The 12510-nt window shown below is 40.6% G+C and carries 9 protein-coding genes; all 9 read left to right on the forward strand.

The genetic code is table 11. From position 1 onward, the window contains the following. Window positions 1–7 precede the first annotated feature (7 nt). The 9 genes from FNN08_RS10445 to FNN08_RS10485 all read left to right on the forward strand — a co-directional run bounded on the left by FNN08_RS10445 (window position 8) and on the right by FNN08_RS10485 (window position 12460). Window positions 8–1672, forward strand: a complete 1665-nt coding sequence (locus tag FNN08_RS10445) for a nitrilase-related carbon-nitrogen hydrolase (RefSeq protein WP_143585507.1) — start codon at window positions 8–10, stop codon at window positions 1670–1672. Between the two features lie 47 nt (window positions 1673–1719). Beyond that, window positions 1720–2454 carry a hypothetical protein gene (locus FNN08_RS10450; RefSeq protein ID WP_143585509.1) on the forward strand — a complete coding sequence of 245 codons (735 nt, stop codon included), beginning with the start codon at window positions 1720–1722 and terminating at the stop codon, window positions 2452–2454. A 30-nt stretch (window positions 2455–2484) separates the two neighbouring features. Then, window positions 2485–3759: an acyl-CoA dehydrogenase family protein gene (locus FNN08_RS10455; RefSeq protein ID WP_143585511.1), complete on the forward strand. Its 1275-nt coding sequence runs from the start codon at window positions 2485–2487 to the stop codon at window positions 3757–3759. 48 nt (window positions 3760–3807) lie between these two features. Beyond that, entirely contained in the window at window positions 3808–5250 is a 1443-nt protein-coding gene (locus FNN08_RS10460; protein WP_185962629.1) for an aldehyde dehydrogenase, read from the forward strand. After that, entirely contained in the window at window positions 5250–6689 is a 1440-nt protein-coding gene (locus tag FNN08_RS10465) for an aldehyde dehydrogenase family protein (protein ID WP_143585515.1), read from the forward strand. The genes FNN08_RS10460 and FNN08_RS10465 overlap by 1 nt, the downstream gene beginning before the upstream one ends. 14 nt (window positions 6690–6703) lie before the next feature. Further along, window positions 6704–7489 (forward strand): alpha/beta fold hydrolase, encoded by a 786-nt coding sequence (locus FNN08_RS10470; RefSeq protein ID WP_143585517.1) that lies wholly within the window; start codon window positions 6704–6706, stop codon window positions 7487–7489. Window positions 7490–7492: 3 nt separating this feature from the next. Further along, on the forward strand, window positions 7493–8086 hold the full coding sequence (locus FNN08_RS10475) for an isochorismatase family protein (RefSeq protein ID WP_143585519.1): 594 nt from the start codon (window positions 7493–7495) through the stop codon (window positions 8084–8086). Window positions 8087–8113: 27 nt separating this feature from the next. Continuing rightward, window positions 8114–9337 (forward strand): FAD-dependent oxidoreductase, encoded by a 1224-nt coding sequence (locus tag FNN08_RS10480; protein ID WP_143585521.1) that lies wholly within the window; start codon window positions 8114–8116, stop codon window positions 9335–9337. A gap of 423 nt (window positions 9338–9760) precedes the next feature. Continuing rightward, window positions 9761–12460 (forward strand): TonB-dependent receptor, encoded by a 2700-nt coding sequence (locus FNN08_RS10485; RefSeq protein ID WP_143585523.1) that lies wholly within the window; start codon window positions 9761–9763, stop codon window positions 12458–12460. The last annotated feature ends 50 nt before the right edge of the window (window positions 12461–12510 follow it).

The raw sequence follows: 12510 nt of genomic DNA on the forward strand, positions 1-12510 counted from the left end.
GATTTCCATGATTAGAGTAGCCGCCGCACAGTATCAAGTAACAAACGATGTGCAAGCCAACTTAATAACTAGCATTCGCATGATTAAAGAAGCTGCGAAATGTTCTCCAGATCTAATCGTTCTGCCAGAGTTTGCTAACCATAACTCTTGGTATGACGACAAAGCACATTGTTATGATGTGTCAATTGATGTTGATGGCGACTTTGCTAAGCAAATTGCAGCTACTGCTAAAGAAGTTAATGCCTATGTTGTTATTAACTCAACCGTACGCCGTGGTAACGATATTGCTACAGGTACTAGTTTATTATTTTCTCCAGAAGGTGAATTAATCGCTGAAAATGACAAGCAAGTATTAATTGGTCACGAAAATGATTTCTTAGAAATTGCGCAACAGCAAGGTCCTATTGTTGATACCAAAATTGGTAAGTTAGCAATGTACTCATGTATGGACGGTGTAATTAATGAAACTCCTCGTTGTTTATCATTACGTGGTGCGCAGATCCTTTGTAATAGCTTAAACTCTTTCGCCATTGATGAAGGTACTTTACATATTCCAGTACGAGCTGCTGAAAACAAAGTATTTATTGTAGCAGCAAATAAAGTAGGGCCGCTTATTCCTGAGGAAGTGTTAGAGCCAATTTCTGCTGCTATTAATATCCCAACAAAATTCCTTAGCGGTGCTGGTGATTCACAGATTGTTGCACCAGATGGCACTGTATTAGCCATTGCTGGTCAAGGCGAAGAAGTTATTTGGGCTGATATTGATCCAGAGCAAGCTGGTGACAAAGCAAGGCCAGACGGTACTGATATTTATCAAGCTCGTCGTCCAGAGTTATACCAAAGTTTTGGTGAAAACCCCGAAGGCCAAAAACTACCAGAATTTAACGGTGCGATTGATGCAAAAGCTGCAACGCTAAGTGTTAATAGTGTTGAGCAAGCGAGTAATGAGATTGCTAAGTTGATTGCTGATGACGTTAAATTAATTTGTTTACCAGAACTATTTTGGCAACCAAATCTTAATGATTTAGCAAAAGCTCATGCTGATAGCCTAGCGGTCGTTGCTAGCTTGCAAACTTTAGCTGCAGAGGGCGTTTACATTGCTACTTCAGTAATTGGCAAAGTGGGTGATAAATATCAACACCAAGGCGTTATAGTATCGAGTGCCGGGCTAGTGCTAACACAAGGTCAGGTTCATGCTAGCAAACGTTTTGACTTCTCTACATTAAGCGACCAATTCAATACATACCAAAGTGAGCATGGCTTATTAGCATTAACTTTAGAAGATGATGCAATTTATCCAGAAAGTTACCGTCTTATTGCTATGCAAGGCACTGAAGTTGTATTTGCACCAGTAAACCAGCAAGAAGCTTGGCAACAAAGTACTGGCTTTATTGAAAGAGCATCAGAAAACCGAGTCAATATTATTGCTTGTAGTAGCAAAGCTGAAGATAGCCTTATTTGTAGCTTACAAAAAGACTTCACCATAATGACTCCTTGGGTTGAACGTGAATTTGACGGTTTATTAAGCCAATGTGAAGTACATACCAATACAGATAAAAATATTGGTTTAATTGCTGAGATACACCCACAAGCAGCGAAAAATAAAGTGGTTTCGCACCGCACACACCTTATTGATAATCGTCCTTGGCAGCTAATGTCGGCGATGCTTTAAAGAATTAAATTAAGAATAATTACATAAAAGAATTTATAGGAAAGACAATGACAACAGAATCATTATCAGGAAATTTATCAGACAGCACCTTTGGTAAAATCGTTGCTCATTTTGGTATGACTGAAAAGTTAGCTGAAGATGGCGGCCCATTTATGACCTTAACTAGCCATGCTCCTATGGCGCAAGGCAAAGTAGGGCATGTTCGTGTTTTTGAAGGTGGTCCATTAGATAAGCTAGTGACTTGTTCAATTGTAGTGCCGCAAATTCATTTAGACTCGCACATGATTTACGGCTTTATGCCAAAAGACAGCGCCATTCCTCATTTCACCTTAGATTCTGTGAAAGCTGGTGAGCACTTTGCTTTCCATCTAGATATGACACCACGTCTAGATATGGGCGCGCACATTGATTACATGAATGAAGTGTTCTTCCCACTAACTGAAAAATATGATGCAGCAGAAGCGGTAGAAGGTTTATCTCCTGCTCACATCTCTCCTCGTCAGCGTGCAATTATGTCGCCGTGGATGTTAGTGCATAGAGCTACTCCAGAAGCATTTGTCGCATTAACACCTCACGTTGATGGCTATTTACAATATTGGTTAGATTTAATTGAAAATGGTGTGAAAAGCCCAGTATCAGCTGATGAACTTGTTAGTCGTGATGCAGCAAACCGTGCCGCAATTTTTGACCCAGAAATTGATCCAGTATGGAATCAAGTAGGTGGTTTAATTGGCGCAGAAGACGGTACTAAGTTACGTGCAATATTAAAGGGCGAGCTATAAGCCTCTGCAGGAATAGAAAAGGAAAATATTATGAAATATACCGGTGAACATTTTGTTGAAAACATGACTGCAGCAGAGCGCGCTCGTGCCGCTAAAGTTGAATCAGTATTACCTGCATTAAAAGCAGTATCAGCACAAGTAGATACGTCAGGTGAGTTCCACGAACCACATGTGAAAACTTTATCAGATGCTGGCTTATTAGGCTTAGTTATACCTGAAGAGTTTGGTGGTTTAGGTGGTGGTTTACGCGACCTTGCTGCGGCAACATTCGCTATTGGTAGTGTATGTCCTTCAACGGCACTTACCTTTTTCTTCCACTGTTCATCTGCATCTCGTGGCTTACTGGCTTTAGAAGCGGTTGAGAACGGTTTGTTTGATGACAGTGAAAAGCAGCAAGTACAAACCTTTGCTGAAAAAATCTTAAATACCATGGGCCGTGATGGCAAATGGTTAGCTAACTTTGCATCAGAGGCTGTTAAGTCTGAAAAAGCAGCAATTTTTATTAACACCAAAGCTAAAAAAGTAGACGGTGGTTACTCACTTACTGGTGTTAAATCATTTGGTTGTGCAACGGGTGTTGCCGATAGATATTTAGTTACGGCCAGCATTGATGGTATTGATGATGCAAGTGGCTTAGCAACGTTCTTCGTTGATCGTGATGCACAAGGTGTTTCAGAGCGTCAAAAATGGGATGCGATTGGTATGCGTGGTACGGCAACGCATGGCTTAATTCTAGAAGACGTATTTGTTAGTGAAGAAGATGCATTAGCAATTCCTGGCGCATTCGTGCGTTGTATGCAAATGAGCCGTGGTAGCTTTGTTGGTAATCAACTTGCCGGTATCGCGGTATACCTTGGTCAAGCGTGGGCAATTTACAACACAACATTAGAAACATTAACCAAAGCTAAGTTTGGCGATACAGGTAAATCAATTGCTAGCTCTCCTATGCATCAGCAACTGATTGGCGAAATGATGTGTGATGTTGAAACGGCAATGCTTTGGTTACGTCGCCAGCTTGAATTAGAAAGTAGTGAAGTAGAAATCCTACCTAAACAAGAAGTGGTTAAACGCTGGCGCTTATGTAAAGGCCAAGTATCTGAGTATGGCTTTAAAGTTGCGGTAAATGCGCTTAAGTGTACAGGTACATCAGGTACTGGATTCTCTAACCCAAGTGCTCGTGGTTTACGTGATATGGCGATGGCTCTAGTACAAGCATTTCCTGCTGAGCGTGGTCGTTTAATGGCGGCACAGATGGAAGTTGAAGGTGCTGAACAAAACCAATTTGGCGTGAGCAAAGAATCTTAAGGCGCAGGCTTTAAGGTTTAGATCTTAAGTAAAAGTAGAGACAGTATTTTGAGTTATCAGCTACCTAAACAACAGCATTACATTAATGAGCAGTGGCAAGTAGCCACTAACAAATTAGACAATGATTTGTTCAATGCCAGTAGTGGTGAGTTTTTAGATCACCAATACAGCGCAACGGATGTTGAAATTGAGCAGGCGATAGCCTGTGCAAATGACAATTTTAATAGTGGTCGTTGGTCACAATTAAATTATATAAAACGAGCTGAATTTCTGGAAACTATTGCCAATATTATGGCAACTAAAACAGAAGACATCGCCATTGCTGATGCAGTACAAACAGGTGTTGTACTTTCGCTAACTCAGCAGTTTGCCAAGGTATGTTCACTGGCTTTTTTAGGCGCGGCCAAGTTACTGCGTGAGTTACCTGAAGAAGAGCTTTATGACGGCCCGGTAAGTGATATCGTGTTACAGCGATTACCACTTGGTGTATCTGCAATTATTGCCCCTTGGAATGCTCCATCAGGTATTGCTTGTCATAAATTGGCAAGCGCACTCGCTGCAGGTTGTCCGGTAATATTTAAACCATCAGAGTGGGCAGCAGGTTCAGCACAATTTATTGCGCAAGCAATTGCAGAGGCAAATTTACCACAAGGTACATTCCAAATGTTGCTTGGTGGTAGTCATGTTGGCGGTAAAGTAGTGAGTGACCCTCGTGTTGCTGCTGTTTCTTTCACTGGTGGCGCAGCTGGTGGTGAAGGTGTTGGCCGCGTATGTGGTGAACAAATCAAGCCTGCGCAACTAGAACTTGGTGGTAACAACTCGTTAGTAGTATTAGCAAGTGCCGACTTAAATGCGGCAGCAGATGGAATTATTACTGGCTTAACCACAATGAACGCTCAATGGTGCCGAGCGCTTGGTCGTTTAATTGTTGATGCTAGCGTAAAAGATGAGTTACTTGCTTTAGTTAAAGCTAAGTTTGCACAAGTTACCTTAGGTAGCTCAACCGATAGTGCTAGCACTATGGGGCCACTTATTCATCAAGCGCATTTAGCTCATGTACAAAGTCGTGTTGCTGATTACGTTGCCCAAGGTGGTGAAGTTATTTGTAATAGCGAACTACCAAGCCAAGCAGATCTTAATGGTTGGTATTACCCGCCAACATTAATTGATGGGTTAGAAGGTTCGCAAACCTTAGAAGAGATTTTTGGCCCTGTCGCTACTGTGCATAGTTTTACCACTACCGAGCAAGCAACCGTATTGGCAAATCAAACGGATTATGGTTTAGCCGCTTATGTATTTGGCGAAGCCGAGCAAGCTTGGAGTGTTGCAAGAACATTACGCGCTGGCGTGATCAAAATTAATAATGTGAGTTTATTCGCACTGCGTCCAGACCTACCAAGAGCCGCTTGGGGTAAAAGTGGTTTAGGCGATGAAGGCACCAAAGAAACCTTCGAATTTTTCCGCGGAACTCGCGTCATTGGAGAAGCATAATGATAAATGCCGATTTATATATTGCGGGTGAATCTGTTAAGCCAAGCAGTGGAAAGTATTTTGACGTACTAGCACCAGCAACTGAACAAGTTATGGCGCAAGTAGCGCAAGCAAATAATGTTGACGTTGATAAAGCTATGCTTGCTGCTAGGCAAGGTTTTAATACTTGGTCTGCATTAGCCCCGCGTGAACGTGAAGCAGCATTATTAAAAGCTGCCGATTTGGTCGAAAAACAAGGTATGGCGCGCTTACTCGATATTTTAATCGATGAAAGTGGCTCTACTATTACCAAAGCTCGTAACGAAGTTAACTACACCGTTGATTTACTTAGAACAGCAGCAGGTGAAGCTCGTCGTTTGTACGGTGATACTTTCCCTAATGATAATCCTGGTCGAATCTCTATGGTGTTACGCCAACCTTTAGGGGTTGTTGCTGTTGTATCACCTTATAACGCCCCTTTAGCGCTATTAACCAAAATGGTGGCTTTTCCATTAGCTGCAGGTAACTCTGTCGTTATTAAACCATCAGAGCAAACGCCGGTTGTCGCTATTGAGTTTGTAAAAATGTTGGTGGAAGCAGGCATTACGGCGCAGGCGGTTAATGTAGTCACAGGCTTTGGTTTAGAGTGTGGTGCGCCACTAGTTGAACACCAAGACATCAATTGTATTGCTTTAACTGGTTCTACCCAAACCGGTAAAATCATTGGCGCGCAAGCAATGACTCGCATGCTAAAAACCCAGTTAGAATTAGGCGGTAAAAGCGCGGCATTAGTTTTACCTGATGTTGATCCTGTTAAAGCTGCTGGTATTGTTGCCCAGGGTATCTTTACCCATGCAGGCCAAATATGTATGGCTAACTCACGCGTGATTGTGCATGAAGATATTTATGATGACTTTATTGCTGCATTAAAAGATGCAGCAGAAAGCTTACCAATAGGTGAGCTACGTGATGAAGCTTCAGTTTATGGCCCATTAATTAATAAAGCTGCGGTAGATAAAATTCAACAACACGTTGATGATGCGCTTGCTGCCGGCGCCGGTTTATTAACTGGCGGTAAGGTGCGCTCTGGTTTGGTTTACGAACCAACTGTATTACTTAATTCACCTATTACTTGTAGTTCATGGCGTGATGAATCGTTTGGTCCATTAACTAACGTAGTTAAAGTATCAAATTTACAAGAGGCTATTGCTTTAGCTAACGATTCTGAATTTGGCTTGTCGGCAAGTGTATTAACTAAAAATATCAATTGGGCTATGCAAGCCGCTCGCGGTATTGATGCTGGCTCGGTGCATATTGGTATGCACTCATTCCAAAGTAATGCATTAGCGCCAATTGGCGGTAGTAAGCTTTCTGGAGTGGGTCGTAGTGGCGGTGCTTACTCAACAGAAGAATTTACTGATGTTAAATGGATCAGTATTGAAGTTGAAGAATCTCTTTAGGATATTTGCTAGTAATGGATATTAAACAAGGTTTTGCAAATACCACATTAGGTAAAGTTAATTACCTGATTTGTGGTGATCCTTGTTTACCAAAATTGGTGCTGCTGCATCAAGCGCCAAGCTCAGCAGAAATGTATCGTTTGCTAATGGCGCAATTAAGTAATGACTTTTGCTGTATAGCGCCCGACTTTATTGGTTTTGGTAACAGTGAGTTAATTGCTGATGTTGATCACAGTATAGAGAACTATGCAGACAGTGTGATGCAGTGTTTACAGCATTTAGATGTGCAAGATTTCTATTTATTTGGCCACCATACCGGTGCCAGTGTAGCAACTTATATTGCCGCTCATCATCAAGATGTTTGTAAGCAATTAATTTTATCAGGCCCTACTTTATTGCCTGACGAATTAAGAGCTAAGTTACCTGATTTAGTCGTGCCAATTAATGCCAATGCCAATGCTGAAGAATTAGAGCAAACATGGCAAAAGTTTAGAAATAAAGACGCAACAGTAAGTGAGCACATAAGCAAACGTGAATTTAACAGCGCCGTTAAATTAGGTACTGGTTATAAAAGCGCTTACCAAGCGGTTTGTGCTCAAGATGTTGCTCAACAACTTAGCTCAATTACCTGTAGTACTTTGGTATTCGCAGGTGACAGAGATGTATTACAACCCTATGTTGATGATGCTTTAGCAGTATTAACACAAGGTGAAAAAATTGAAATAGGTGACTGCTCAACGTATGTGTGCGAAACACACCCTGAGCGAGTAGCTAAAGTTATCAAAGAGTTTATTAGGTAAATTATGGATTTAGCAAAGAACAAATTAGGCATGGGCTCAAGGCCAGCTTTAGTGCTTGTAGATATGATTAATGGCTTTACCGATCCTAAGTGCCCATTAGGCGCTGAATGTGAATCTGTAGTTGAGCATAACAAGCAATTATTAGAGGCTTTTAGGACTGCTAATTTACCTGTATTTTTTACTACGGTGGTTTTTCATAATCACAGCCAAGCAAGAGTATTTCGCGATAAAATTAACGCTTTAGATGTACTAACACCTGATTCTCATTGGGTAAAAGTAGACGAGCGTTTAACACCTCTAAAAGGAGAGGCAGTAATTGAAAAACGCTGGGCAAGTGCTTTTTTTCAAACCGACTTGGCACAGCAATTAGTTGCTGAAAAAGCTGATTCAATAGTCGTCACCGGCTTAACAACTAGTGGTTGTGTACGCGCCACTGTTGTCGATGGACTACAACATAATTACCCGGTAGTTGTTGCCGAAGAAGCGGTAGGGGATAGAAACCAAGATGCCCACCGTGCCAACTTATTTGATATGAATGCAAAATATGCTGACGTAATGTCGTGCAGCGAAATTTTGCCAACAATCAACTCATTATAAAAAGAATAGTATTTTAGGAGCAGTAGCATGGCTAATTCACAGAATAAATCGAACTCTAAGCCTGTCATTATTGCCGGCGCAGGTCCAGCAGGTTCAGTGCTTGCTTTAGCGTTAGCAAAACAAAACATCGATGTGATTTTATTAGAAATGCACGATAAATTACCAATCGATCTTCGTGCATCAACTTTTCACCCGCCATCTTTAGAAATGTTAAAAGAGCTTGGTGTGGTTGAAGAAATGATCGAAAAAGGTTTAGTGGTAGATCGTTACCAATACCGAGATCGAAAAACCGGTGAAGTGGCCGAGTTTGATATGTCACTAATTAGTGATGAAACTGAATTTCCATTCCGTCTACAGCTAGAGCAATACGAGCTTACTTATATTATTGAAGAGCGCTTAAAAGCATACCCTAATGCTCAGCTTTTATTTAACCATAAAGTAAAAAGCTTCACCCAAGACGATGATGGCGTTGTGGCTATTGTTGAAACGCCTGAAGGTGAAAAGCAAATAGAAGGTAGCTTCTTGCTAGGTTGTGATGGTGCATCGAGTAATGTACGTAAAGCGGCTGAAATTGTTTATGGCGGCTTTACTTACGAAGAAAAATTCTTAGTTGCCAGTACTTCATTTAGATTTGAAGATGTGTTTGAAAACTTATCATACGTTAACTATGTATCAGATCCTGATGAGTGGTGCGTAATTTTAAGAACGGACAAGCAATGGCGCGTATTGTGGCCAACAGACCCTAATGAAACAGACTTAGATAAGTACTTAACTGATGAGCATATCCAAGGTCGCTTAAAGCACTTATACGATAAAGGTGATGACTACGATATTGGCCACCGTACCTTATACAATGTGCACCAACGTGTAGCTGAAACATACTATAAAGGCCGTGTTGTGCTGGTAGGTGATGCTTGTCATATTAATAATCCATTAGGTGGCATGGGTATGAATGGCGGTTTACATGACGCGTTTAACTTAGCAGAAAAGCTTATTTCGATAATCAATAACGGCGAAGAGTACTTACCTAAATTTGCTCAGTACGATCGTCAACGCAAAGATTTAGCGGTTAAATTTGTACAAGACCACACTATTGCAAATAAGAAGTTGATGGAGTCAACCGATCCTGATGAACAAGCAAAACGTCAGCAGATGTTTATGGAATGTGCCAATGATCCGACGAAAGCAAAAGAGTTCATTTTAGAGCGTGCAATGATCAAATGTGTACGAGATTCACTCGCTGTTGATTGATTTTTTGTACAAAAATAAAGATTAAATCATAAAAAACCTAACGCTAAGTTAGGTTTTTTTTTATACAAAATACATGTTTTGAGCCAATAAACTGACATATCGCAATTGACTTTATTTCTATATTAATCAATGTATTACATAGTTTTCTCGAGCTTTATGGTTCTATTGTTCTATCAATAGAACAAAAACCTTTGTTTTAATGTTGCATCATTAAAACAAAGGTTGTAAGTTTGTTAATAGGTTATTAATGCGCAATTGGACTGTTTGTGGTTAATACCTAGGTAAGAATCGTTTAACAAACAAACCGAAATAAGCACTACGGACGGTGAATGTTTTTAAATGTTGAATTTTGCATTATCAGCTAATAATAAAAATAACTAATACAAAAAATATAATAAATAAGCCTAATCACCGGGGTAAAACATGTATAAGAAAACAAAACTATCGTTACTTGTTTCATCAGCTCTACTAGCGCAATCTGCATTTTCAATGCAAGCTATGGCTGCTGAAGAAGCAGCATCACAAGAAGCAGCTCAAGAAACATCCGCGGCTCCAGAGTCTCACTCTGATATGGAGCGAATCAGCGTTACTACACGTAAAATGGATGAAACAATTGAAAAGATCCCTCTTTCAATTTCCGTATTAAACCATGAAGATATCGAAAACAAAGGTATTGGTAATACTGAAGATGTTTCAAAATACTCAGCTGCTTTATCATTTGATGTAGGTGCTGCGCCAAACGATACTCGTCCAGCCATTCGTGGTTTAACTACAGAACGTGGTCGTCCGAATGTTGCCATTCTGGTTGACGGTGTGGATGTTTCTTCAGAATCTCTTACATTAGCCGGTGGCGGTATGACCGCCAACATGCGTTTAATGGATCTGCAACAAGTAGAAATCGTTAAAGGCCCACAATCTGCAAACTATGGTCGTAGTGCATTCTCTGGTGCAATTAACTACGTTACTAAGCGCCCATCTTTTGATTTTGGCGCTAAAGTCGATGTTAATGGTGATGAAAACGGCACTGCAGAAGCTGCATTATTAGTTGAAGGTGGTTTAACCGAAAAGTTAGCGGCAAGTATTAAAGTTGCTAGCTGGGAAACTGACGGTGCATATGATAATCCAAATAATGGTGAAGATTTAGGTGCTGGCGAAAGTGTCGGTGGTGCATTAAGTCTTTATTATGTTGATGATAGTTTTACGGCTTACTGGCGTACAGAATATTCAGATGAAGAATATAGCCAACGTCCAGTAGTTTTACGTCGTTCTATGAATCAAGGTACGCCTGCGGATATGGCAACTAACCCATTTGCAACAGGTAGTTTAAATGTTGACGGTGGAGCTGTACTGCTTCCTTACGAAGAGGGTGCTGACTGTTCACAAGCACAACCATACTGGGATAGTTTTGCTGATTTAGCACCATTTGTACCTGGTGCTACTCCAGAAATGTTCGCTCCGTGTCGTCCATTTGTTGCTGGTCGCTTAGATGGTGATGAATCTGAGATTGATTTATCTAACGACCCTCGTACAGGTAAAGGTTTCTCAGGTACTGAAGTAGAAAACTTACGTAGCACTTTAACACTTGAGTGGGATTTTGATAACGACATTAGCTTTATGTCGCAATCGTCTATCACTCAAAATGATACTTATATTCAAGAAGATTTCGATTTAACAGACTATAGTATATGGGCATTACCTGGCGGTATTCCTGAATACTTTATTCCACCAGTAACACAATACGGTATGTCATCTGATTCAGATACTGGCTATGAAGTTGAACAATTTAGCCAAGAGTTCCGTTTGTCTGGTGGTGACGAAACATTATCTTGGGTTGCTTCTGTACTTTACTGGGAAGAGTCAATGGATGTTGAGTTTGGCTCTCAGTGGTGGATGCGAGATGGTGTTGATGTACCAACTTTATTAGCTATCTTTGCTCAATCACCTTATACAAGTTTTATTACGGCAGCCAATACTGGTCCAAGTGCTGATAACCGCGCGACACCTTTAACTCGTGATACCGAGCATTGGTCTGTTGCTGGTTTAGTTAAATACGCGTTAACTGATAGCATGAATATCACTTTAGAAGGTCGTTACATTGATGAAACACTTGATTATACTGGTGATGCAGATGACCGTGGTTTCTTAACGGCACATGAATTAGATAATTCACAAATTTATGATCCAACAATCCCTCCATTTGGTGCTATGGTGCCAAATCCGAACTACCATACGACTAACAGTGTAAGTGATACTGAATTTGTACCTCGTGTATCTCTTGATTGGCAAGTAAATGACACGGTATTTACTTATGCCTCAGCTGCAAAAGGTTTTAAACCAGGTGGTGTTAATACTGCTGATGGTAATGGTGATGTATCTTCAGGTGAGTATAAGCCAGAAACATTATGGGCTTATGAGATTGGTGCAAAAGCATTCTCTGAAGAAAATAATGCAATGGTGAGTATTGCTGCGTTCTACTGGGATTACACTGACCAACAAACACCATTTACTGTTGTAGACCAACAAACAGGTATGGCAAACACAGCTACTATAAATGCGGGTGAAACTTCAGTAACCGGTTTTGAAATGGAAGCAATGTGGTTAATGTCTGACAACTTTACTTGGACGACTGGCTATGTTTATTCTGATGCTCAATACGAAGACTTCAACGTATCTGAAGCAATTGCAGCATCTGGTTTACCAGCTCGTATTTCTAAAGTTGACCAAGCATTGTCGGGTAATGCCGAAGGTGATTACAGCGGTAATCAATTACCATTGTCGGCTGAGCATTCATTAACAACTAGCTTCAAGTACACACAAGAATTTGGTTCACTTGAAGGTTTTGCTGAGTTGTTTGGTCAGTACCGTTCTAAACGCTACATTGATAGTGGTGAGAAAGCGTATTTACCAGAATACGATGAGTGGGACCTAAACGTAGGTGTAATTGGCAAAAACTGGAAAGTGATTGCTTATGTAGAAAACTTATTTGATGATGATAAAATCAAATCAGCTTTAGGTAACGTTGATTACGGCTTCTTCCCTAATGGTTCAAGTGTTCCATGGGGTACGCAATATACATTACCACAACCTCGTACCGCTGGTATTCGTGCTAGCTACTCTTTCTAATAATAGTTAGAGTATAAAAACCAAGGGATGCTTTTGCATCCCTTCTTTTC

This window comes from Thalassomonas sp. M1454 (assembly GCF_007097525.1).
Classification (GTDB): domain Bacteria; phylum Pseudomonadota; class Gammaproteobacteria; order Enterobacterales; family Alteromonadaceae; genus Thalassotalea_A.